The sequence below is a fragment of the Phocaeicola faecalis genome, from assembly GCF_021730445.1.
Classification (GTDB): Bacteria; Bacteroidota; Bacteroidia; order Bacteroidales; family Bacteroidaceae; genus Phocaeicola; species Phocaeicola faecalis.
In genome coordinates this window covers 1-24,209 of sequence record NZ_JADNRM010000030.1, presented here as the reverse complement: position 1 = coordinate 24,209, position 24,209 = coordinate 1, and the positions used below count along the sequence as shown (strand labels likewise).

17 protein-coding genes and 2 pseudogenes are annotated in these 24,209 nt (G+C 43.5%); 9 read left to right on the top strand and 10 right to left on the bottom strand.

The window, feature by feature from the left end:
- Window positions 1-536: 536 nt before the first annotated feature.
- The 6 genes from IR173_RS17510 to IR173_RS17485 form a co-directional block, all read right to left on the bottom strand.
- Complete coding sequence (locus IR173_RS17510) at window positions 537-2,093, bottom strand: carboxypeptidase-like regulatory domain-containing protein (protein WP_394800687.1); 1,557 nt, start codon at window positions 2,091-2,093, stop codon at window positions 537-539.
- A 4-nt stretch (window positions 2,094-2,097) separates the two neighbouring features.
- Entirely contained in the window at window positions 2,098-2,946 is an 849-nt protein-coding gene (locus IR173_RS17505) for a FecR family protein (protein WP_237040797.1), read from the bottom strand.
- A 2-nt stretch (window positions 2,947-2,948) separates the two neighbouring features.
- Window positions 2,949-3,494, bottom strand: coding sequence for an RNA polymerase sigma-70 factor (locus tag IR173_RS17500; protein WP_237040796.1), 546 nt, complete (start codon window positions 3,492-3,494; stop codon window positions 2,949-2,951).
- A gap of 21 nt (window positions 3,495-3,515) precedes the next feature.
- Window positions 3,516-4,781, bottom strand: a complete 1,266-nt coding sequence (locus IR173_RS17495; RefSeq protein ID WP_237040795.1) for a carboxypeptidase-like regulatory domain-containing protein — start codon at window positions 4,779-4,781, stop codon at window positions 3,516-3,518.
- 97 nt (window positions 4,782-4,878) lie between these two features.
- Complete coding sequence (locus IR173_RS17490; RefSeq protein WP_237040794.1) at window positions 4,879-5,079, bottom strand: Arc family DNA-binding protein; 201 nt, start codon at window positions 5,077-5,079, stop codon at window positions 4,879-4,881.
- A gap of 17 nt (window positions 5,080-5,096) precedes the next feature.
- Window positions 5,097-6,044 (bottom strand): SPFH domain-containing protein, encoded by a 948-nt coding sequence (locus tag IR173_RS17485; RefSeq protein ID WP_237040793.1) that lies wholly within the window; start codon window positions 6,042-6,044, stop codon window positions 5,097-5,099.
- Between the two features lie 233 nt (window positions 6,045-6,277).
- Between IR173_RS17485 and IR173_RS17480 the strand changes: the two genes are divergently transcribed.
- From IR173_RS17480 to IR173_RS17470, 3 genes are read left to right on the top strand one after another with little or no spacing between them, the layout of a single operon-like run.
- A complete protein-coding gene (locus IR173_RS17480) occupies window positions 6,278-8,278 on the top strand; it encodes an AAA family ATPase (RefSeq protein ID WP_237040792.1) in 2,001 nt (666 codons plus the stop codon).
- Window positions 8,279-8,284: 6 nt separating this feature from the next.
- Entirely contained in the window at window positions 8,285-8,896 is a 612-nt protein-coding gene (locus IR173_RS17475; RefSeq protein WP_237040791.1) for an L-threonylcarbamoyladenylate synthase, read from the top strand.
- A 50-nt stretch (window positions 8,897-8,946) separates the two neighbouring features.
- The gene (locus IR173_RS17470; protein WP_237040801.1) at window positions 8,947-9,780 is read left to right on the top strand and encodes a mechanosensitive ion channel family protein; all 834 of its coding nucleotides are present in this window, start codon (window positions 8,947-8,949) and stop codon (window positions 9,778-9,780) included.
- Window positions 9,781-9,900: 120 nt separating this feature from the next.
- Here IR173_RS17470 and IR173_RS17465 read toward each other — a convergent pair whose 3' ends face one another.
- Window positions 9,901-11,088, bottom strand: coding sequence for an FprA family A-type flavoprotein (locus tag IR173_RS17465; protein WP_237040800.1), 1,188 nt, complete (start codon window positions 11,086-11,088; stop codon window positions 9,901-9,903).
- A 16-nt stretch (window positions 11,089-11,104) separates the two neighbouring features.
- On the bottom strand, window positions 11,105-12,031 hold the full coding sequence (locus IR173_RS17460; protein ID WP_237040790.1) for a TIGR01212 family radical SAM protein: 927 nt from the start codon (window positions 12,029-12,031) through the stop codon (window positions 11,105-11,107).
- An 87-nt stretch (window positions 12,032-12,118) separates the two neighbouring features.
- Between IR173_RS17460 and IR173_RS17455 the strand changes: the two genes are divergently transcribed.
- From IR173_RS17455 to IR173_RS17445, 3 genes are read left to right on the top strand one after another with little or no spacing between them, the layout of a single operon-like run.
- A complete protein-coding gene (locus IR173_RS17455; RefSeq protein WP_237040789.1) occupies window positions 12,119-14,320 on the top strand; it encodes a S9 family peptidase in 2,202 nt (733 codons plus the stop codon).
- Window positions 14,321-14,369: 49 nt separating this feature from the next.
- Window positions 14,370-15,224, top strand: coding sequence for a lipoyl synthase (gene lipA, locus IR173_RS17450; protein ID WP_237040788.1), 855 nt, complete (start codon window positions 14,370-14,372; stop codon window positions 15,222-15,224).
- Between the two features lie 56 nt (window positions 15,225-15,280).
- Complete coding sequence (locus IR173_RS17445) at window positions 15,281-16,270, top strand: hypothetical protein (RefSeq protein WP_237040787.1); 990 nt, start codon at window positions 15,281-15,283, stop codon at window positions 16,268-16,270.
- An 8-nt stretch (window positions 16,271-16,278) separates the two neighbouring features.
- Here the strand turns inward: IR173_RS17445 and IR173_RS17440 are convergent, their stop codons facing one another.
- Complete coding sequence (locus IR173_RS17440; protein ID WP_237040799.1) at window positions 16,279-18,867, bottom strand: glycoside hydrolase family 2 protein; 2,589 nt, start codon at window positions 18,865-18,867, stop codon at window positions 16,279-16,281.
- A gap of 227 nt (window positions 18,868-19,094) precedes the next feature.
- Here IR173_RS17440 and IR173_RS17435 point away from each other — a divergent pair, with 227 nt between their 5' ends.
- From IR173_RS17435 to IR173_RS18275, 3 genes and pseudogenes are all read left to right on the top strand, one after another.
- Window positions 19,095-20,378, top strand: coding sequence for a hypothetical protein (locus IR173_RS17435; RefSeq protein WP_237040786.1), 1,284 nt, complete (start codon window positions 19,095-19,097; stop codon window positions 20,376-20,378).
- Window positions 20,379-20,388: 10 nt separating this feature from the next.
- Entirely contained in the window at window positions 20,389-21,546 is a 1,158-nt protein-coding gene (locus tag IR173_RS17430) for a DUF4221 family protein (RefSeq protein WP_237040785.1), read from the top strand.
- Window positions 21,522-21,602: pseudogene (locus tag IR173_RS18275) on the top strand (cysteine peptidase family C39 domain-containing protein); the annotation flags it as partial. The gene IR173_RS17430 and the pseudogene IR173_RS18275, both read left to right, overlap by 25 nt.
- Before the next feature lie 2,270 nt (window positions 21,603-23,872).
- Here the strand turns inward: IR173_RS18275 and IR173_RS18270 are convergent.
- Window positions 23,873-24,115 (bottom strand): annotated as a pseudogene (locus IR173_RS18270) (hypothetical protein); the annotation flags it as partial.
- Window positions 24,116-24,209: the final 94 nt, after the last annotated feature.

Sequence of the window (24,209 nt, the reverse complement as noted above, 5' to 3'; positions counted from 1 at the left end):
GTGCTTTCCTTATTTTTATTCGGAAAGGTTTTGCAAAGATAGAGCGTTTATTTTAATCTACCAAATTTCTATCGAACTTTTTTGAAACTTTTTTGTTTCTTCATCAGTAAGCGATAAATTCAATCTGTCAATTACAAACCAGCTCTCTTGCTTAGCGGGTGCAAAAGTAGGACATTTTAGTATTACATCCAAATATATCAAACACTTTTTTATTAATTTTTGAAGCACTTTTAGCTAACTGCCTGATTTATAAACCTGTTGTAGAACATAAAAACAAGAACATAAACTATAGGAAAACAAAGTATATACATTATTATATAGATACTACACAAATGGTTCTTCAGAAATCGTTTGCCGCAAGCAAAAGGAAGGGTTAATCTACTCCCGGCTATAACCGCGCTCTCTTAAACGGCAGATTAAGAGAACTTGTCAGCAATATTTATACGTCCTGCTACAGTGGGACGTATATCCTGCTGCAATGGGACAGAATAATCGACCGAATAAAACGACTTAATCCAAAAGAAGAAAGCACTTAGCTATTCATACTCTATTTTTTCTATCTTAGAAGTCAACTGTTCTATGACTTTAATTAATTGTTCTTCCCATGGAATAACATTAAAGTCCTCCCAAAAATCAGAGTCGTATTTGAAATGCGTATCGGCAAAAACCGTCCGTGTGGGAATCCGCTCGTTTCGCTGAAACCGAGTCACCCCCACTGTATCTATTTTACAAGTCACCATCTCGAACCAAGTATGAAGGGACGAACTGCCCAACCACCGACGTTTTTGTTTGACCTTAAAATGAAGGTCACCACGAATATGATTGATATAACAAACGCCATTCCACGGCTTATAAGATATGGTATAAATCAATTCTTGCAAAACAACCTTCATCCTCCGCGCCTGACGCTGCACCACCATAGCTGTCGCTTGCTTCATATAATGAGGATGAATCCTTATTTGCGCCTGCAATAAAGCACCATTGTCCGAATCTATATACAGCTCACCGCAATACAAAGGTTCTTTGACTTCTTTTTTTTGCTCAAACGAGATTACATTCACCAAACGATCACCGACAATCGTCACATCAGCAGATGTATAAGCATATACATCTTTATGCGCATCAGCCAAAAGAAAATCAGGCAAATGATTAATGATATCCAATTGCAGACAAGCATCAATCCCTCCACTCATTTTGGCTATCAAAGTATCTTGTTCAATCCCATTCGTGATACGACTCATTTTCAGTAATTTCACTTGTTCTCTCGCATACAGAGACTGTACAGGAGCTTTGTATATCTTAAAAACAGCTTCTGTCAGGCTGCGAAACTTTTGCTTGTACTGAATACCCTCCCGATAAAAAGTAGTAAGATATACCGGTTTCTGAGAATAATTTATCATACGTTTCTCCAGCATCTCCCGCATAAGCCGAACAGGATTTACCACACGAATTACCACTTCCTGTAAAGGAATTATTCTTGGCTCCAGTGTCAATGTAAAATGCTGCCCGACAGTCAACAATGGAATGTCAATCTTCTGAGCCACATAGCCGACATGAGAAAAAACAATACTCTTCCGCGCCAAAGAGTCGGCCAAGCACAAACGAAATTCACCTTCCCGATTGGTAACACTGCCTATGGAAGTCCCCTCTATCCCTACCGTAGCATAGGCAATAGGTGTCCCATTCTTTTTATCGAGCAATGTTCCTTCAAAAACAAAATGAGTAAGAGTATCAGCGACCTGTTCCGTCGGATGCTCCCTCTCCACCGGAGCATTGATTAAGATATGATTGCCAACCACACGAAGTTCCAAGTCGTGTGTTCCGACTATTTCTGTAATAGCCTGACGAAGAGTGCGCGAGCCTTTCCCGATTTTCACAAGACGTTCATTATCCACCACCTTACTGTCATAAATAAACAAAAAGTCAGTGCGTTCGGACACCATCCCAAGCAAAACGTATACCGTACCTTTACTCTTCGGCAAGTACACAACACGATTCAACACCTCTTCTTGCGCCTTCACCGTTGTTGCCATACAGCTCAACCAACAGAAAAGAAGAATACATAACCCATATGGAAAGATATGTTTCGCCATCCTGTTATTCCGATAAAATAAATGTATTTCCTTCGCGAGTACACTTTAGATTCATAGCCATACCAATCAGTTCAGCCATGGCATCCGGTGACTCTCCGGAAAAGGCAACAGTCAGCTTTCTACGTTCAAGAGACGGAATTGTCTTTAATTGTACCTCCGGCGAATGCAGATTGATAACTCGAAGAATATTTGCCAGTGTCTCATCTTTAAAACGAATATGCTTCAGATAATGGGCAAACTGCGCATCATCCCTATTCATACTCAAATGAAACCCTTCTTTTCTGAGCGTAACCGTTTCGCCCGCCTGAACATACACCTCCTGACTATTCTTTTTAAACGTTACCTTCACCCTCCCTCTTTGCACCGACAATTCAAAAGTCCTCAACTCATCACTTTTTACATTAAAAGCAGTTCCCAGCACTTCAATACGTACCAGCCCCGTCTCAATCAGGAAAGGACGGCTACGGTTCCCCACCACATCAAAAAGTGCATTCCCCTGCAATATCACTTCACGTTTTTCCGGTAAGAAATGTTCCGGATATTGCAACGAAGTCTCCCCTCCCAAATAGACAATAGAGCCATCCTCCAGGGTAGTCACCAGCGTAGAAGCCTCCTTATTTTGTTGCACCATCAAAGAGTATTGGACAGGAGATTCCACTTCAGAAAAATAATGTATTCCGGCATAGGCCAACACCACCAGCAAAACAGCCGCCACCGCCCCCCATTTCCACAAAGGAGACATCCGAAGTCTCCCATCTTCTTTTGCAGGCACCAACCGGTCTTCTTCCAAACGCTGATAAAGCCTGTTCCATGCCCCATCTGTTTTAGTTCTATTTCTTTCTGTACGATTCATATTCATCCGATATATTTTTCAACTTCTTTTCGCAATGCTTTTAGAGCTTTAGTCATTTCCGCTTCCACCGTTTTAACAGAAACAGTAAGTAAAGATGCTATTTCGGCATACTTCTTTCCTTCCACGCGATGCATTTTAAAGATACAGCGTCTGCGTTCGGGTAGTTTTTCCAACGCCCTATTAATCAACTCTTCCAGTTCTTTATATTCCATCTGCATCTCAGGGTCGGAAAAAATATCCGATTCTCCCGACGCCTGCATAGCTTCACGATACCTGTTCCTCACCTCCTGATGCTCACAATATTGAAGAGCCTCATTGTGAACCGCACCATACAGATAACTTTTAACAGAGCAAAAGATCTGCAAGTTTTCTCTCTCCCGCCAAAAGACATAAAACAACTCTTCTACTATCTCTTCCGCCACTTCCATCTGTCCGATAATACCGGCGGCATACCAGCAAAGAGGGGAATAATAGCGGCGAAAGACTTCTTCGAACGCTTTTATATCGCCTTCCTTTATCTTAGACAGGATGAACAGTTCATTCAGCATACCGCAACTTATGAGTAAAGATTATCGTGATTGTTTCTTCAGTTTATGCACCGCATGTTCCAACGATTCAGTCGGTTCAATAATATTGTAAGCTCCCCAGAAGTCCTCGTTCCAATATTCATAAACCTTATCATAAAACGGTTCTTTCTGACCAAACGAAAGTTTATTGGGGATAGGAGCCACCTTATTCTCTTCACGGTCGGTAACTACCATTTCAGAAAGCACCGTATAGCCTGTAGAGAACAGTTTACGTTTCCAGTCACATTTAAACCGAATACTATTACGAATATAATTCAAGTAGGTTTTCCCATTTTGCTCTTTATAGGTGACCAGATAAGAAACTTCCTGAGGCTTAAAGCGCAATCCATAAGGCTTCTTCTCTAATATAGCCTGAACAGCCTTCGCCTTATTATCCATACTGAGACTGAATTCGGCACGGGTAAATGACAACTTCTCATAATCCACATACAGCTTGCCATAATACAAAGCATAAGGCAATACCACTTTGGGACGAAAACTTATCACATATTGCAAGCGGTTATCTAATTGAACAGGCTCCTCCATATTAAACTGATAGAAGTCCAAACTCTCCATATCCAATAATGCGTCCTGATTCTTCACAACATCCACATAGACAGACAATGTGGGACCACCCGCCAACTTTACCGCCAACGTATCGCTCCGCTTTTGACTGAGCAAACGCCTCCCTCTTAAAACCTGCACCCCGTCACGAGTCGTCTCCCTGCTTTCATAAGAAGTTTTATAAGTATGAATCACAGCCTCGGAAATATTGATATAACGACGCCCTTTCTGAACAGTCTCCCGATAGAACCCTGTCAGCATATTACTCCTACCGCTATAATTGAGAGGTATTTTACGAATAGCTTCCTCTACAATATATCGGGGATTATTAGCATACACAATCACTTCTCCCAATATATTGGTATAAGGACTCAATAGAATTTTCAAACCGTCAAGATTTCCCGGCTTAAGATTCACCCGCACATTCCGATAGCCGATATGCGAAATTTCCAAATACGGAATATGCTCCGCACTATCCAACTTCAAAGTAAAGGCACCATCAGAATTAGTTACTGTTCCGATATTACTGCCGGGCACTGATACATTGACATACTCCAAGTCTTTCCTGCTCTGTTTATCTTTTACGACACCACTAACAGTGATATATCCTGCAGAGCCCCCTTCTTGTCCCCACATTGGGATAACAACCAACCCCAGGAGCACCGCCAGTATCAGTTCCACCAAATGTTTATTCTGCTTTTTCATCTTCATAAGGTATTAAAAGGTAAATACTAATCTTGCTTTCTATCTTTAAGATGGCTCAGCACGCAAATACCCTATGAAGATAAGAATATTTTTTTTATTATTCTTCTGTTATCTCCTTTTCTTTTGCAACCGATTTCTTCTTTTTCATCCTTCCGTTTTTCCGCAATGCCTCCGCTATAATCCATTGAAGCTGACCGTTAGTGGAACGGAACTCATCTGCCGCCCACTTTTCGATCGCCTCCATTGTTTCGGCATCTACACGAAGCACAAAACTTTTTATAGTTTCCTTTTTTGCCATTCCGTTCTTCCAAAAGCTTAATGATTCAATGTTCCCGAATTGATAACAGGCTGTGCAGGCTCGTCAGCACACAATACAACTAATAAATTGCTGACCATTGCCGCCTTCTTCTCTTCGTCCAGCTCCACGATTTCTTCTTCCGAGAGCTTGTCCAATGCCATCTTGACCATTGACACCGCCCCTTCCACAATCTTTTCACGAGCAGTAATAATAGCACTTGCCTGCTGTCGGCGAAGCATCACTGCTGCAATTTCGGGTGCATAAGCCAAATAATTGATGCGCGCCTCAACCACTTCCATACCCGCCATTGACAAACGCTCGTTCAATTGATGTTCTAACTGATTGTTTATTTCTTCCCCTCCGCCACGCAAAGTCAATTCATTTTTATCATGTTCATTATCGTCATAAGCATATTCTCCCGCCACTTGGCGCAATGCCGCATCACTCTGCACACGCACAAAAGCTTCGAAAGCATTCATCCGTCCGGCCACCGTTACAGACACCTGGCCATTCCCCTTTTCAGCCATTGTTTGTGCATCAATCTCAAACATAGCTTTATACGTATCCTTCAATTTCCACACCAATACAAGACCGATAAGAATAGGATTACCTATCTTATCATTTACCTTAATCGGTTCAACATCCAAATTACGCGCACGTAACGAAAGTTTCTTCTTATTCATAAAAGGATTCACCCAATAAAATCCTGTTTTCTTGAAAGTTCCTTCATACTTTCCAAAGAAAACCATAACACGAGCTTCATTAGGCTCTTGAGAAAAATATCCCGGCAGCATCAATACAAATGCCAGAATAAACACAAGCAATACCGGGACAGCCAACCAAACAATTTCTTCCAGCAGATAGAAACTCAGGAAAGCCAGTGCCGGCAACATCACCAAATTAAACAAGATAGCAACAAATCCATTGATTACCATGCCATTGTAAGTCTTTTCTTTTGATTCCATAGTACATTAATTTGATATTATTTTGATATCACAAAGCAAGCAATAAAACACCGAAAAAGCAAATGAAATAGCATGTTAAACAACAGCAAATGTATATTTTAAGACAAAATGAGTAGCAAGACAAGCCGGTCTCTTCATATTGTAATCGGCAGAGAGCGTTTTTTAACCGCCTTTTTTATGTCTTTTTGCAGGATTTCCGCTATCTTTGCCATTCATCTTAAAATAGAGCATACATGCAGGTAGATACCCAAAACAAAGAGTTTCAAGACGCCTTGAATCTCATTCAATATACGCGCCAGTCCGTTTTTCTAACCGGAAAAGCGGGTACAGGCAAGTCTACCTTCTTAAAATATGTATGCGAAATAACCAAGAAGAAACATATTGTATTGGCTCCCACCGGCATAGCAGCTATCAATGCAGGCGGAAGCACCTTGCACAGTTTCTTTAAGCTTCCCTTTTATCCCTTATTGCCGGATGACCCCAATTTCAGTTTGAAAGGTGGAAAACTTCATAGCTTCCTAAAATATACTTCTGCCCACCGCAAATTAATAAAAGAAGTGGAACTGGTCATTATTGATGAGATATCCATGGTGAGAGCAGACATTATTGATTTCATCGATAAGATATTGCGCGTATATTCGCAGAATATGCGTGAACCCTTCGGTGGAAAGCAAATTCTTTTAGTGGGAGATGTATACCAACTTGAACCTGTTCTCAAAAATGACGAACGAGAAATCATCAACCGTTTCTATCCCACCCCTTACTTCTTTTCGGCACGCGTTTTCAATGAAATAGAGTTGATTTCCATCGAGCTGACCAAAGTTTATCGCCAGACAGACAAAGTATTTGTAAATGTCTTAGACCATATTCGTACAAATACAGCCGGAGCTGCTGATTTACAACTGCTCAACACACGGTATAATGCCAAAATAGAAGAGAACGAAAGTGATATGTATATCACACTAGCCACACGACGGGATACCGTTGATTTTATCAATGAGAAGAAGCTAGCCGAACTTCCCGGAGACTCAACCATATTCACCGGTGAGATAAAAGGAGAATTCCCGGAAAACAGCTTGCCCACCCAAATGGAATTGGAAGTAAAACCCGGCGCACAGATTATCTTTATAAAGAATGACTATGAGCGTCGTTGGGTAAACGGAACTATCGGAACCATCGCAGGCATAGACGAAGATGAAACCCTCTATGTCATCACAGAAGACGGAAAGGAAGTCGATGTTAAAAAAGACAGTTGGCGCAACATACGCTACCGCTATAACGACAAGGAGAAAAAGATAGAAGAAGAGGAATTAGGTGTATTTATCCAATATCCCATTCGTCTGGCATGGGCAATAACCATACACAAAAGCCAAGGTCTTACGTTCAGTCGTGTAGTCGTCGACTTTACCGGAGGAGTATTTGCCGGAGGACAGGCATACGTAGCCTTAAGCCGTTGCACCTCTTTGGACGGCATCCGATTGACAAAGCAAATCACCCGGGGCGATATATTCGTCCGTCCGGAAATCGTGAACTTCGCTCAAAGGTTCAACAACCGTCCAGCCATAGAAAAAGCATTGAAACAGGCACAAGCGGATGTGCAATATGTAGAAGCGGTCAAACAGTTCGACCAAGGAAACTTTGAAGGATTCCTAGAGCAATTCTTCCTTGCCATCCATTCCAGATATGATATAGAAAAGCCCGTCATCAAACGATTTATCCGCAAGAAGCTCGAGATTATCAATCGGCAGAAAAAGGAAAACCAACGGTTGCGGGAACAATTATATGTACAGCGCAAGAATCTGGAGAAATATGCCCGCGAATACTACTTCATGGGAAATGAATGTATCACGCAGGCACATGACTCGCGGGCGGCCATTGCCAATTATGATAAAGCCATCGAACTCAATCCGTCTTATACAGATGCATGGGTTCGAAAAGGAATCACTTTATACAATAATAAAGAATACTACGAAGCAGAAGTATGCCTGAATGAGGCCGTACGTCTCAGTCCCATGCTATTCAAAGCCATATACAACCGTGGGAAAAACCGAATGGCACTCAATAATATAGAAGGAGCTCTTGCCGATTTCGACCGTGCCGTATCCATCAAGCCCGAGCATGCCAAGGCGCACGAACTGTTTGGAGATGCACTGATGAGAACAGGAAAAGAAGAAGAAGCAGCTCTGCAATGGGCCATTGCAGAACGATTGCGCGAAAAAAATGCTAAAGATTAAAATACCATGCTGTTAAAACTGTACGAAAAGAATAATAATCCAAAGGATTTAGACCGGATTGTCGAAATCCTACAAGAGGGAGGTCTTATTATTTATCCCACCGACACCATGTACGCCATCGGTTGTCATGGGTTGAAAGAACGTGCCATTGAAAGTATCTGCAAGTTCAAAAACATTGACCCTCGAAAGAACAACCTATCCATTATCTGCTACGACCTGAGTAATATTAGCGAATATGCCAAGGTAGACAATACAACTTTCAAATTAATGAAACGAAATCTTCCCGGTCCGTTTACCTTTATATTAAATACCGGCAATCGTTTGCCCAAAATATTCAGGAACCGCAGGGAGGTAGGTATTCGTATCCCGGACAATCACATCATCCGTGAAATCTGCCGGTTACTCGATGCCCCCATACTGACCACCACCTTGCCTCTGGAAGAGGGAGAAGAGGTGGAGTACATCACCACCCCCGAATTGATAGAAGAAAAGTTCGGCAATCAGGTAGACCTTGTCATCGACGGCGGCATTGGAGGCATAGAACCCTCTACTATCGTAGACTGCACCAACGAAGAAGCAGAAATTGTACGGCAAGGAAAAGGAATTTTGAACGAATAATCCATTTAATTGTTTAATATAAAAACTATCAAAGTAAAATTATCATGTTAATGTTATCATCATCAGAAACCAGCGTTCAAATAACCAACGCGCTTGAGAAACTTATTGACGCGGGAATCTCCCTGGGTGGACGAGTACTGGGTGCACTTGTTATATTTATAATAGGTAAGTTCCTGGTTAATTGGTTAAACCGCTTATTTGCCCGGATACTGGAAAGACGTAAGGTAGACCCCAGCATCCAGTCATTTTTAAAGAGCATGGTCAATATCCTGTTGCTCATCATGCTTATCTTGGCCGTCATCGGCAAGCTGGGCATTGAATTAACCGGATTCGCAGCCCTGTTAGCATCTGCCGGTGTCGCTATCGGTATGGCCCTGTCGGGCAATTTGCAAAACTTTGCAGGCGGCTTGATTATCCTGTTGTTCAGACCTTACAAAGTGGGAGACTATATTGACGCCTCAACCGGTGCGTCAGGTACAGTAAAAGAAATCCAGATTTTCCATACCATCCTCATTACCCCGGACAACAAAATGGTGTATGTGCCCAATGGTGCAATGAGCAGCGGTGTCATCACCAATTATAGCAACTTAGATACCCGCCGCATTGAATGGAACTTCGGAGTAGACTATGGAGAAGACTTTGAAAAAGTGGAAACAGTATTGCGCAATATCATTAAAGCAGACCAACGCATACAGACTGCTCCGGCTCCCTTCATTGAGTTGGGAGAACTGGCAGCCAGCAGCGTAAACATCAAAGTCAGAGTATGGGTGAAGAGCTCCGATTATTGGGATGTATTCTTCTACATGAACCAAACGGTATATGCTACCTTCAACAAAGAAGGAATCAATTTCCCCTTCCCGCAACTTACTGTACATCAAGCATAAATCATGCTTGTTTGTCTTTAGACAGAAAAAAAAACGAAAGAACCAATCAGACTCCCGATGTGCTCTGATTGGTTCTTCTTTTATCAAACCTAAAGCTGCGCCAGCGCAACCATACGTCTTTTATTTCCTATCCGCTTTCAAACGATCCGCCATAGCCTTCGCCAATTCCTTGCATTGTGCATAAGTTTCCGCTTTCATGCTATGCTTCATTTCTATCGGATTTCCAACCGGTTCAAACTTCAGCTTATCATTGAATTCCGTAATCTTCTTTACGGCAGCACTCGCCCAAGTGAAAGAGCCGAACCATCCCATATAGCGTCCCTTTATCTCACGTGCAGACAATTTGTTCAGCAACGCTTCCATTTCAGGATACATCTGCGTATTATAAGTAGGACAGCCCACTATCAGACCTCTATACTTAAACACATCCGCTATAATATAAGAATGGTTGGTATGTGACACATTATGCATCACAATATTGCGGATACCCTGTTTACTTAATTCCTCCGCTATTGTTTCTGCCACCTCAGCAGTATTGCCATACATTGTACCATAGGCAATCACCACCCCTTCTTCCGCTTCATAACGGCTCAAGCGATCATAGATACGCACTACGCGGGGAATCTCTTCCGTCCACACCGGTCCGTGCGTTGCACAAATAGCGTTAATCTTCAAACCTTGCAGTTTCTGCAATGCTTTTTGAACCGGAACTCCATACTTACCCACAATGTTAGAGTAATATCTCACCATCTCATCCCAATAAATATCCGTATTGATATTTGCGTCAATCACCCCTCCGTTCAAAGCGCCGAAGCAGCCGAAAGCATCTCCCGAGAACAGAATACCCTCCGTCTCATCATACGTGACCATTGTTTCAGGCCAATGCACCATCGGAATCAGAGAGAAACGTAACTTATGATGTCCCAATGCCAGGAAATCTCCTTCGCCTACCACATAACGTTCTCCTCCCACACCATAGAAACCTTCCACCATATCGAAAGTTTTCTTGTTGCCTACAATTACGATATTAGGATAATACTGTTTAATCAAGCTGATAGAACCGGAATGATCAGGTTCCATGTGGTTAATAATCAGATAATTGATAGGTCTGTCACCGATTATACTACGAATCTTCTTTAAATACACTTCAAAATAGCAAACATCAACAGTATCCACCAGCGCCACCATCTCATCATCAATCAGATAAGAGTTATAGGACACGCCATAAGGCAACGGCCACAAGTTTTCGAACAGAGGCTTATTACGGTCATTCACTCCTACATAATGTACTTTTCCTTTAATTTCCATACCTGTATTTTCTTCTTTATGGTTTATAGTATTTGCCTTGCCAGGCATTTCTTTCATTCATTCTTTTCTTCACCTTTTCCGTGAATTCATAGTTCTTCAACCCCCAATCGGGAGCTATCAGCAACTCTTTCGGCGATTGCGAGACAAAACGTTCCAACACCAAATCGGGACGGAGATGCTCTATATAATCAATCACCAAATCAATATATTCGTCGGCAGAATACAAATGAAAAAGTTCCGGTGTCTTTTCATATTCACTCGCCATCCGCGTCCCCCTTATCAATTGCAATTGGTGCAACTTCAGCGTGGTGAGCGGCAGGCGCGAAAGCTGTTCCGCCTGTTTTATCAAAGCCTCCCTTTCTTCTCCCGGCAATCCCAATATCACATGTCCTCCGACCGGCATCCCCCTGCGTGCTGTTCTCACAATAGCATCCTCAGCCTCTGCAAACGTATGTCCCCGGTTGATTCGTCTCAATGTCTCATCATCCGTACTTTCAATGCCATATTCTATCCATACGAAAGTCCGTTTATTCAGTTCTTCCAGATAGTCCAGCAAATCATCGGGCATACAGTCCGGTCGTGTTCCTATGACCAGCCCCACCACATCAGCCACAGCCAATGCCTCTTCATACTTGCGTTTCAACTCCTCCAGTTCACCGTAAGTATTAGTATAAGCCTGAAAATAAGCCAAATATTTCATTTCAGGGTATTTTCCGGAAAAGAACCGCTTTCCTTCCTCCAATTGCTGTCCCACCGACTTATCCGTATGGCAATAAGCAGGGTTAAACGTCTGGTTATTGCAATAAGTACAGCCCCCATAACCTACCGAACCATCCCGATTAGGACAAGTAAAGCCTGCATTAATGGAAATCTTCTGCACCTTGAACGGAAAGTGCAGACTTAGGAAGGTTGATAAATCATTGTATAGCATCTCTTTGTACATGAACTGATTTTAGCGCGACAAAGATACGCATTTTCAAACAAAAGTCTTAACTTTGTCCTCAGTTATCATTTAAAGAATTTATTTATTATGAAAAAATTAAGCATATTTATTATTCTGCTTATGTGCCTGTTGCCGGTCAATGCGCAACAAGTAACCATCAAAGACGTAGCAAATGCTACCTATCGTGCTGAAGGAATCAGAGGCATCAGACCGATGCTGGACGGTGAACACTACACCCAAATCAGCAGCGACGGCAAACGTCTTGTCAAATATTCGTTTAAAACAGGAAAAGAAGTCGCAACTATTTTTGATGTGGAAACAGCCCGCGACTGCACCATCAAGCATTTTGACGACTACATTATGTCGCCCAATGAAAGCCTGATTCTGATTCAAACAGATACCAAGCCCATCTACCGCCGTTCCTTTACCGCCAATTATTATATTTTCAATGTAAAGAACAATAAGATGGAACCGCTCTCTACAGGAGGACCGCAACAAGTTCCTTTATTCTCGCCGGACGGTACCCAGATTGCCTTTGTGCGCAACAACAACATCTATCTGGTCAAACTCCTGTTCAACAACAGCGAGTCACAAATTACCACCGACGGCAAATACAATGAAGTATTAAACGGTATCCCCGACTGGGTATATGAAGAAGAATTCGGCTTCAACCGTGCATTCGATTTCAGTGCAGACAGCAAAATGATTGCCTATATCCGTTTCGACGAAAGCAAAGTTCCCATGTACTCTTTCCCGCTCTATAAAGGCAAATCCCCATCATTGGACCAATATGCCACCTATCCGGGAGAATACGAATATAAATACCCCATGCCCGGTATCGACAACTCCAAAGTATCGGTACATACCTTCGATATCAAGAGTAAAGTAACCCGCAAAATGGATTTACCTTTAGACGAAGACGGTTACATCCCGCGCATCAAATTCACCAATGATGAAAACGCATTGGCTATTATGACACTCAACCGTCACCAGAACCGTTTTGACCTTTATTATGCCAATCCGCGCAGCACGCTCTGTAAGCTGATGGTTCGTGATGAAGCCCCGCAATACATCAAAGAAGACGCCTATTCAAATATCACTTTTTATCCCGACCATTTCGTTATCATGAGTGAAAAAGACGGATACAATCATCTGTATCTGTACACCAGCGGCGGCAACCTTGTCAAACAAATCACCAAAGGCAACTTTGAAGTAAAAGACTTTTTGGGTTGGGATCAGGCAAACAACACCTTCTATTTCACCAGCAACGAAGGTAGCCCTCTCCGCACAGCTGTCTATAAAATAGACGCAAAAGGGAGAAAGACCAAACTTTCTACTCAAGAAGGCAGCAATAGCGCCATCTTCAGTAAAAACATGAAATATTTTGTCAACACATACTCCAGTGCCAATATACCTCCTGTCATCACTCTGAACGATAACAACGGAAAAGTGCTGACCACTTTGGTTGACAATCAAAAGTTGAAACAACAAATGTCGGGCTTGAATATGCCGAGCAAAGAATTCTTCACCTTCAAGACCACAGACGGAGTAGAATTGAACGGTTGGATAATGAAACCCGCCCATTTCGATGCCGGCAAGAAATACCCTGTCATCCTGCACCAATACAGCGGTCCCGGCTCTCAGCAAGTTTTAGACCGTTGGGGAATAGGAGCCATGGGCAACGGAGGACTTTTCGAAGCTTATATGGCCGACAAAGGCTTTATCATGGTATGTGTAGACGGACGTGGAACCGGTGGCCGCGGTGCTGAATTTGAAAAGTGCACCTACCTCAACCTAGGAGTAAAAGAAGCCAAAGACCAGGTAGAAACCGCTAAATACCTCAGCACCCTGCCTTACATAGACGGAAACCGCATCGGCATCTGGGGATGGAGTTTCGGTGGCTACAACACATTGATGTCAATGAGCGAAGGCACCCCTATCTTCAAGGCAGGCGTTGCCATTGCCGCACCTACCGACTGGCGTTTCTACGACTCTGTTTATACAGAACGTTTCATGCGCACTCCGAAAGAAAACATGGAAGGCTACGAAGCCTCATCAGCTATCAACCGCGCCAACAAATTACATGGTGAATTGTTATTGATTCACGGTTCGGCCGATGACAATGTACATCTGCGTAATGCAGCCGAATATAGCGAAGCGTTGGTACAAGCCGACAAGCAATTTGACATGCAGGTTTACACAAACCGCAACCATGGCATTTTCGGCGGCAATACACGCCACCACTTACTCACACGTGTAAGTAACTTCTTTATTGAGAACTTGAAATAATACATATTCATCAGGCACGGGTTACCGTGCCTGAAAAAAACAAATAACCATGAATCACGTCAAGAAACCGGACTGGCTGAAAATAAACATAGGTGCGAATGCACGATATGCCGAAACAAAACATATTGTAGATTCCCACAAACTACACACCATCTGCAGCAGTGGCCGTTGCCCCAATATGGGTGAATGTTGGGGAAAAGGGACAGCCACATTTATGATAGGCGGAAACATCTGCACCCGTTCATGCAAATTCTGTAACACCCAGACCGGCCGGCCCCTTCCCCTCGACCCCGAAGAACCCACCCACGTGGCAGAATCCATCCGGTTAATGAAACTCTCACATGCCGTCATCACTTCGGTAGACCGTGACGATTTGGAAGATTTAGGTGCTTCCCACTGGGCAAAAACCATTCTCGAAATAAAAAGATTGAACCCCGAAACCACCTCCGAAGTGCTGATTCCCGACTTCCAGGGAAAGAGCGAACTGATACAGCAAGTCATCGACGCCAAGCCCGACATCATTTCGCACAATATGGAGACAGTTCGGCGCATAAGCCCGCTGGTGCGCAGTGCCGCCCATTATGACACCAGCCTGAAAGTCATCAAGCAGATAGCCGACAATGGCATCACGGCAAAATCCGGCATCATGGTGGGATTGGGCGAGACACAAGAAGAAGTAGAACAAGTCATGGACGACCTATTGGCTCACGGTTGTAAAATAATGACCATCGGCCAATACCTGCAACCCACCCACAAGCACTATCCGGTGGCAGAATATATCACCCCCGAACAATTCAAGATATACCGTGAAATCGGGTTAAAGAAAGGATTTAAAGAAGTAGAAAGCGCCCCTCTGGTACGTTCTTCCTATCATGCAGAAAAACATATTAAATTTAAAGGCTAATCCGCAAACCTATTTTATATCTCATTTGTTATAAAGATATAAAAGAGATAGAGAGAATGAAATCATTACTAGAGTATAAGAATTTAATCATGTCTACAGGATTAATTCCTACTATTGTATGCATGATTTTATGTATTTTTTTTTCAGATGCATACGTTTTATATGCCTGTAGTCTAGCCAGTTTGCTTTATGTGTTATACAGACAGGCCAAGCCCCCCATCTATCGACCCAACTTAGTGTTATTGCATACTACGTTGGCACTTGCCGTATGCTCGGTCATCAAACTTATCAGTGGGGATTCATTAATCCCCGACCGCACTGTACCCATTATACTGGAAATCATAATCCTTAGTTTTTCCTTGTTTTATCTTATCGAGCCGGTCGTTTACAACAAGATATTCTCATTTTTCAATTATAAAATATCCATTTTAAATTGTTGGGCCACCCAGATTATCGCCCTCTTCAGTGGCATCCATTTATTCATGCTGTGTGGCATTTACCTATTGTTCCGTCCCCTGCCCTATCCCGTGCTCTACACATTGACCCATATCCTGCCTCCCCTGGTGTATATCCTCTCCATTGCCGTCAACTACATTTTTGTAAAGACCGTCAGCACGACCTACAGAAAGATGCCGTTCCTTCGGATAGCCCCCATCTGCAACGGAAAGATTTATGTACTCCCACGCCACGCACACAGCGAAGAGCCCGGCAAACTGGATATTCCGATGGAAGACTATATTTACGCATGTAAAACGGATACAGACCAATACGCCAAGGAAATTGAAAAGAAATACAGCCGGTATATCGATGGAGACATCCAGCCCCGTTTCAGTCTTAAGCACATCACAAGCCCCGCCAAAGGCACTTCCAAAACAGTCTTACTATATATTCTTCCATTGGATGATGAAAGCCAGATTCATTTTGACGGAGGAAAGTTCGTCAGCCCCGAAGAGATAGAAGCCGACGAACACAACTACAGTTCCTTGCTAAAAGAAGAGATTGAACATCTGGATGTAGCAGCCCAAATGTGGAAAGAATTCAAGTAAATTCAAAATCACTCCCTCACAAAACCCGAAACAGTAACTTCCGCCAGTGCAGCCGGAATCTCTTGAGTATTATCCATGAAACTAATCCGCACAAACCGTCCTTTTACTTTTCCGGCATCCGACCATATCTCATGTCGGGAAACAGGCATCCGGTTCTCCTTCATATCCTCTATCACCCTCCATTCCTTCCGGTCGTCAGACACCTCCACCCGGAATCTATAAACANCCTTCCGGTCGTCAGACACCTCCACCCGGAATCTATAAACAGCCGTTTGCGGAAAAGCCAAAGTAATTTGTTGCAAATCCAATCCCTTCTCCGTATCAAGCAACCAATAAGGCGAAGCATCCCCTTTCGCAGCCTGCCACCAAGTGGTCACATTCCCGTCGGCAGCCAATGCAGCCGCATGTCCTTCAGCCTGACTGCCGGTAAACGTCGGATTATTGCGTCCGAAAGTCTGCAACGGACGTTCTTTATTTGCCGAAATATAACGGACATACGGACGCTCTTTCACCTGCGGAGTCACATTCGGAACATATTGAGGAGCCTCTTCAAAGAGCAGTTCCACACGTGCCGGAGCCAATCCCGGAGAAACAGCCTCGATAAGAGTCTTCCCAGCGTAATACGACCGGAAAGCGATAGCCGCTTTCCCATCCAGCATACGGATATCACTCCCCTGTTTAAAAGTAATAGATGTCCCCGTAGGAAACTCACCGGGGCCATCCACCAATCTTAATGTCACCTCGGGAGAATTACTGATTTCTTTTCCTTGTGCATCCAGCACCGTCACCGTCAATTGCACATCATCCGTACCGTCGGCACCAATCCCCGTTGTCTTATCCGCTTCCAGCCTCAACTTAGCCGGAACACCGGCTTTTGCCCATTCGGGAGGCGCTATATGATTATATTCATTCCGATACCAATACCATGAACGCTTTGGAATACGGAAATAATCCACAATACCCATCTTGCCCAACTGACTTCCGGCAATACTTCCGTGGTCGAACCCGCACCACACAGCCTGTCCGCTCCTCCACTCATAGCCTTTCCAACCATCATTCTTCTCCAAGTCCCCCCATCCCGGAATATATTCCCCCGGTCTGTCGGCAGTCGTACTGCCATATTCAGAGACCACCCCCGGAATCCCCGGGTTCAGGAAATCAGGCTGAGTAGCTCCATCACCATTATATCCGCCGATATCACCCAGTTTGTCAATTCTTCCCGCTCCCAACGGGCGCTGCGCCCCACCTATTGCAGCAGGACGTGTCGGGTCAAGCTGATGCGACAAAGCCACCATCTTTTTCAATAACCCCCTCACTCCGTCCATTGCTTCCGGTGCAGAGAAAAACGCCTCATTACACATACTCCATGCCACGATAGAAGGATGATTGCGATGAATGCGAATCATCTCTCCCAACTGCTGTAACGCACTGGCATCAAACCCGGGCCTGTCTTTTTCATAAATGGGATATGCGCTCGAATTCCAATACCCGTCAGGGCCAAACCCGCCAATCCCCCAAAAAGGAGCTTCCGACCAAAACAACATCCCCATTTCATCACAAGCCTTAGAGAAAGCAGGCGCATGCGGATAATGTGACCCTCTGATAAAGTCGAAGCCTGCTTCCTTCATTTGTTGCACGTCCCGCCTCATGGCAGCCTCCGTCACCGCATCTCCCCACCCGGCCTGGTCTTGATGCACATTCGCCCCTTTAAAGAAAAGATGCTCTCCATTTAAAAAGAACCCTCTGTCCGCCGTCCATTCAAACCAACGAAAGCCGAACACAGTCTCTTTACAGTCAAGCAACTCATTTCCCTTATATAGCAAACTCACCAGCTTATAAAGATTCGGATGAGCGGGATGCCACAAATCCGGCTCATTTACAACAGGTGTAACCTGCACGAACTGCTTGTCGGCATTTGCTCCGATATACCCGGTCGTAATGACAGAAGTCACCGCCTCCCCATTCAGTTTCCGAACCTCAGTCACCAATTTATATTCCGAAGAGAGACTTGAGCGGTTACACACTTCCGTAGTCACTTTAACGGTAGATGCTTTTCCCCGGTTCTTCCCCAGTTCGGGAGTGGTAACAAACGTACCATACCAATCAATATAAACCTTCGATTTCTGCACGAGCCTTACATTGCGATAAATTCCCCCACTAAAGACATGCTCCCCCGCACGCGGTGCCACATCAGGTTTCCATATATTATTAACACGCACTGCCATTTCGTTATAACCCGTCCTCACAGCTTTAGTCACATCGACAGAAAAACCGGTATATCCTCCGACATGGCTTCCCACCCTTTGTCCGTTCATATAGACTTCAGCTTCTTGAAAAACACCGTCGAACTCAATGAAAGTACATTTCTTCAAGTCATCTTCCGACAACCGGAAACTCTTGCGATACCATCCATACCCCACATAAAAATCTTTCGACATAAAATAAGGAATACTGAACGAATGCGGCACTCCCACCGTTTCCCAATCCGAATCATCATATCCATTTTTTTCGGCTCCCCGCACATCCCCACGCGCATATTTCCATTCGCGATTAAAGTTTATATTCTTTCTTGGAGATTCAGATAGCTGTGCTTTCATCACGCTGCAAAAGAGGCAGATACAAAAAGCAAATACTAATCGTGTATTTTTCATTTCTTGATATTTAATGTTTTATTATATTTTTCGAATAAACAAAGATAAAGACTTTTTCAGATAAGAATGCTGTTTTTGATAAAACTTTCGTATCTTTACCTCCTAATGAAGGTGCGTTTATTTCTTATATTATTCATTGGGCAGAGTTGGTGTATGGAGCTCCTATACACATAATGGGAACTGCCTTAATTATAGAAATTCATCTTCCAATTGTGGTGATGATGGTAGCTATTAATATTAAAACACGTATGAAAAATTACTTTCTTTTTTTACTCATCTGCCTATCATGTCTCTCTTGTTCAAGAACAGACACAACAGACAATGCAGAGCCAATCAAAATTAATTTGATAGCCCCTGCTGACTCAACTCTACTTTTGAGCTCAATAGCCGATTCGATTATGTATTTCCCATTATCCGAAATCCAAAGCGAAAGGCCCGGTTTAGATGAACGAATAACCGTTTACCTATCTCCGAATAATGTTTGGATGACTTATGCCCATTATGGAATACTCTACGACCGTAACGATGGAACTATAAAAAAGAAAATTGATACCGGCTCCTTTTTCAATCAACCCAGCTATTGGTTTACTACAATGAGGTCGAATGTCTCAATTACACCTGACGAGAATCATTTCTACCTCCGAAAGAGATTGGAAAAAAGTGGGATAGTCTATTTCTCAGATGTGATACGCAGATATTCAGACGAACAGCATGTCGATTCTATCAATCTTCCCTATTATTATAGCATTGGTCTGAATGACTCATTGATAATGGGCTGTTCTTCAAAAGCGACTCTCTTTGAACCCTCTACGATAGAATGGTATGACACTCATGGCCATCTTTTATCCCAAGACGCTTTGCTCGACACCCTATTTTTTGATGGTCAAATAGAGCGATGCCAACTCTCTGTTTTGAAGAATAAAATTTATTACCGTCTCGGCATTTCATCTACAGTTTATGAAGTGGTATCAGCCCCCAAATGCCTTCCTGCTTTTTACTTTGACTTAGGAAAATACACCCCTCAGTACCACAAAATGAAAGAACTGAAGAATATAAAGCCTCAAGATTACAGCTCTCTACCTTATTATTACCTTACTAAAGTGCAAATAGGTAATGACTTTATTTTCGGCACTTTCTCTTATTTTGGAAAATCATATCACATATTTTCAGATAAACAAGACACATATATACTACCTGTAAAACCTTCAGGATACCAAGTTGACAACGGACTTATCAATGATTTGGATGGAGGGCTGGATTTTTGGCCTCGTAACATATCGCAGGAAGGAGAAATCTACACTTGGTACTTGACAGACAGTTTAAAAGCTAAAGTGAATCGGGCGGACCTTTCGAATATAAAAAATCCGACTGCCGCTTTAAAACTAAAGAAGATGCTAGATAATCTTCCCAAAGAGACAAATATTATTGTAGCGATAATGAAAGAAAAAGAACAATAAAAATATAACTATGAAAACACTTGAGAAACTGGCTTCTGTCTTTGTATTAGGAGCACTGCTCTCCTCGTGCGGAGGCAAAAAGGCATCAACAAACACCGAGTCAGATGGAGATTCGCCACGAGTGGAAGCATACTCTTTTGATGTAACCGAAAACTATTTGCAGACTTATACCAACTCTTCCTGTTATGCCGTTGCCACCAAATTGGAGGGAACAGATTGTATGCTGGCATATAACCATCAGTTACACACCATTGATATTTTCGACTTAGTAAACAAGAAACCTCTGAAACAAGTTAAATTGGAAAAGGAAGGACCTAACGGAATAAATGGAGTAACTGGACTCTTCTATTATAAAAATTCTTTCGTATTGCAAACCTCGTATGGTTACAACCGCGTAGGCATGGATGGGAATATACTGTCGAGCTGGTCAAAAAATGACTTTCTGACCTCTCAGGAAGGATTCACCACCATGGTTCCCGACTTGGGGGTATATTTCAATATGTACAATTTCATGGGCTTTGACGCCAAGCAGGGATTGGTTGCTTTTACCATCTATAAAATGGAAAAAGAAAACGGAGAATATCCTAAAAAGATAGTCCTGCTGTCATGCGATGACTGGTCGGTGCTGGAAACCATAGATATTGCTTATCCCGAGCAGATGAAGAAAGAAGAGAAACTTGCCTTACTGGGAAGTATCAATGCCTTGCCTCATGGTAACGAAGTGATTTATAATTTTCCTGCATCAGCAGAGATATATGTTTATAACCGGACAGACAAAACGGTCCGTTCTTATCCGATAACCTCGAAGTTTACAGAGCCTTATTATCGCATTGAAGACCCTGAGGACCCTGAAGAATGTGGCATTATCAATGGTTTCTATTTTCCTTTGTGTTATGATGCCTGTCACAAAACTTTCTGGCGGATTCAGCAACGGCCTACTGACGTAGAAAAAAGACAGGGGGTTGCAGGCAAATCATTCTCTATCATACAGATATCTGCCGATTTCAAGGATAGCCATGAATATTTAATTCCTGAAGACCAGAAAATTCACCCGAGTCTACTGTTTACGGACAAAATGATATTGCTTCCCTATCAGGGGGGAGAGAAGATAGGTGAAAACAATATTTGTTTCTATGGATTGGAATGGACTGCGGCCCCACCTGCCTGAGAATGATAGCCAAATATTACGGCAAGAACTATTCGCTGCAGACACTCCGCCTTAAGCCGAGCGTACAGTTGTTCATGTATTTTGTCATCCTATCATTTTTTATGGTTTCAACACCCTGAACTCGCACTGAGACGTGCCTAAGTTTCCTAAGCCATCCGTTCCTTCCATCACGCCCACAAAGCTTGTATTGATGTCCGAACAGAAGAATTCTACTTCGGCTTCTCCTTTCTCATCGGTGACAATGTCCGGCTTCTACAGCAAGACGTTCCGCGCATCCGGTATCGGGCTTTGCATGTCCAGCTCATCGGGTTGGTAGAACTCACGCGTGCCGTAATAGCCTTTTACACGCCATAGGTTGTTCATACGAAGAAGCTCTTCTTCGGTAAATTCCTCTCCCTGATAAATGACATGATCCATAGCAGTTACAATCCATCCATCATTCCATCCACCTTTTTTCCCCACAGGTTCATATTTTATAAGCGCGTACCTCTTTCCAATAACAGGAGGAATCTTTTTTTTGGGTGGAACGCACGGACATCCTATTGGATGATGTGAATATCCTTTATAATCATTCAGATAAGTTGTTCCATCATATGAAGAACATCCGCAATCCCATGCAACCCCGATACTTATCTGCGCTAGGCTGTCCAACCTTCCCATCATCTTATCCCGAAACACTCTTCCTTTCTTACCGGTAACTGTTATCTCGGACAAAAGAATACTGCTATCCTGACTGATAATGGGATAATCAAGCTGCAATTCCGACAACACTTGCGAAGGATTCATATATGGGAAATAAGACTGGCAAGACTTCCGCAAGCTGTCTGCCTTACCAAAAGTCTCTTCCACGATGACGGAAGGCTTGTATTCGTCTTTATCCAGCATAGGTTTCAAATAGACATATCCGCCTCGCAATCCGAGCATTAAATCGGTAGGCACAACGAACTTTCCCAAAGAGTCTATAAGCACAAAACGGTTTTCAGTGCTTGGACCGGAAACTTGTAGCAACTGCTCTCCGTTTCCCAACTCTTTCTGCTTCTTTTTCTTGCCGAGAATCTGCCTTCCCTTGATTTCATCCGAAAGGAAACAGTCCGCCAGCATTGCCGAATCAGCCTTTTCCCATACATACCTGCGCCATCCTTGGGTGAGAAGCAATAAATCAAGAGCTGACAGGCGGTCTTTGTTGTTGCCATCAAAGTAATACGCCGGATTGTGGATATTACCCTTTATCTCGGTGGAAAGTAAACAATACGATAGCATATTTTCGGGATTCAACTCATTCTGATAAGCACCATCGAAAAGGCTCAAGCCCAAATGCGCCTGTACAGGCTTGCCCGCCTCGTCCGTTACCTTTACGTTCAGTTTGCCTTTGCCACGGGTAAAGTAGCGTGCACTGTCCGTATTCAACTCGATGTGCAACTTACGCTCGGGATGGACATACACCAAGCGTTCCACCATTGGTTGACCGTCGGCATTATATAAAGTAAACTCGGCAATGCCCTGCATCGTGAATTCCTTCAGTGGAATCCGTACTTTCAGACGTTCGCGTAAAGTGCCTGTCGCCATGCAGCAAAGCTTGCCACGCATCCTGCCTTCCAGCTTGACCGTCTGTGTCGCCGTTCCTTTCGACTGGGAAAGATGAAACTCCAAATACTCATCGGTCTGCTTCCGCAGGTGGATGGACAAGCCGGAGGCCGTCACCTCGGCAAACGGAAACTCCCGACCATCGTCCAGCACTACTTTGTAGGATGATTCTTTTCGCGGAAGTATGAAAACAAATCCCATGCCATCATGCACGGTTTCCAAACGCGCAATTTCCTTGCCGTTTTCCTGCAATCGGCCTGCCACTTTTGCGGGCATCCCTTTGGCATCCTGTGCTTTGAAAGCCACCTTGGTGGGGATGCCGTCAATCAAATAACCACCTTCGGGGAAGAACGAAAGACGGGCGACAGGTTGGTCTTTTTCCTGCGGAGTGTTCGTTCCTTTGTAGGCTATGCTCTTTACAACACGTATCTTCTTGGGATAGACCGGACGCAACGTGTCATTCAAAAAAGAAAAGCGGGTATAGGCATGGATGCGGTAATCGCCCTCTTTCAAGTCTTTGTCCACATAGATGTGCCCCGCAGCAATACCGGAGAGGACGGGGTATTTCTCCTGCCACACGATGCTGTCCCGGGCATTANGTGTCATTCAAAAAAGAAAAGCGGGTATAGGCATGGATGCGGTAATCGCCCTCTTTCAAGTCTTTGTCCACATAGATGTGCCCCGCAGCAATACCGGAGAGGACGGGGTATTTCTCCTGCCACACGATGCTGTCCCGGGCATTAAGCATCTCCACAAACAGTGTCTTGCTTCGCTCGGAAAGAGCAAGGCTCTGAGCATCCATAACATATGTCTTGAACCAAAGGTCTTCACCGGTCTCATAAATCCCCTTGTCCGTCTGGAGGTATAGAAGTTCTCTGGATTCCGGCACGGTTCCTTCCTGCGAATGGCAAGTAAGCGTATGACCAACAAACAGACACAGGAAAAAGAAAAATAATAACCTTACATTATAAAGCCGCATTTCCATTATTTTTTATGATAAAGATTACTCTTTATGCTGTTGTTTTAATAGTTTTTCCAAATTATAAAGAGCAGAAGTCAGTCCTCCTCCCTTAAAAGTC

Excerpts from the sequence above, each read along its gene's own strand:
- IR173_RS17465 (WP_237040800.1), bottom strand. The coding sequence starts at position 11,088 with ATGGAAATTAAAGGAAAAGTACATTATGTAGGAGTGAATGACCGTAAT.
- IR173_RS17430 (WP_237040785.1), top strand. The coding sequence starts at position 20,389 with ATGAAAACACTTGAGAAACTGGCTTCTGTCTTTGTATTAGGAGCACTG.
- IR173_RS17460 (WP_237040790.1), bottom strand. The coding sequence starts at position 12,031 with ATGTACAAAGAGATGCTATACAATGATTTATCAACCTTCCTAAGTCTG.
- IR173_RS17445 (WP_237040787.1), top strand. The coding sequence starts at position 15,281 with ATGAAATCATTACTAGAGTATAAGAATTTAATCATGTCTACAGGATTA.
- IR173_RS17470 (WP_237040801.1), top strand. The coding sequence starts at position 8,947 with ATGTTATCATCATCAGAAACCAGCGTTCAAATAACCAACGCGCTTGAG.
- IR173_RS17495 (WP_237040795.1), bottom strand. The coding sequence starts at position 4,781 with ATGAAAAAGCAGAATAAACATTTGGTGGAACTGATACTGGCGGTGCTC.
- IR173_RS17505 (WP_237040797.1), bottom strand. The coding sequence starts at position 2,946 with ATGAATCGTACAGAAAGAAATAGAACTAAAACAGATGGGGCATGGAAC.
- IR173_RS17455 (WP_237040789.1), top strand. The coding sequence starts at position 12,119 with ATGAAAAAATTAAGCATATTTATTATTCTGCTTATGTGCCTGTTGCCG.
- IR173_RS17500 (WP_237040796.1), bottom strand. The coding sequence starts at position 3,494 with ATGCTGAATGAACTGTTCATCCTGTCTAAGATAAAGGAAGGCGATATA.
- IR173_RS17480 (WP_237040792.1), top strand. The coding sequence starts at position 6,278 with ATGCAGGTAGATACCCAAAACAAAGAGTTTCAAGACGCCTTGAATCTC.
- IR173_RS17485 (WP_237040793.1), bottom strand. The coding sequence starts at position 6,044 with ATGGAATCAAAAGAAAAGACTTACAATGGCATGGTAATCAATGGATTT.
- IR173_RS17475 (WP_237040791.1), top strand. The coding sequence starts at position 8,285 with ATGCTGTTAAAACTGTACGAAAAGAATAATAATCCAAAGGATTTAGAC.
- IR173_RS17490 (WP_237040794.1), bottom strand. The coding sequence starts at position 5,079 with ATGGCAAAAAAGGAAACTATAAAAAGTTTTGTGCTTCGTGTAGATGCC.
- IR173_RS17435 (WP_237040786.1), top strand. The coding sequence starts at position 19,095 with ATGGGAACTGCCTTAATTATAGAAATTCATCTTCCAATTGTGGTGATG.
- IR173_RS17510 (WP_394800687.1), bottom strand. The coding sequence starts at position 2,093 with ATGGCGAAACATATCTTTCCATATGGGTTATGTATTCTTCTTTTCTGT.
- lipA (WP_237040788.1), top strand. The coding sequence starts at position 14,370 with ATGAATCACGTCAAGAAACCGGACTGGCTGAAAATAAACATAGGTGCG.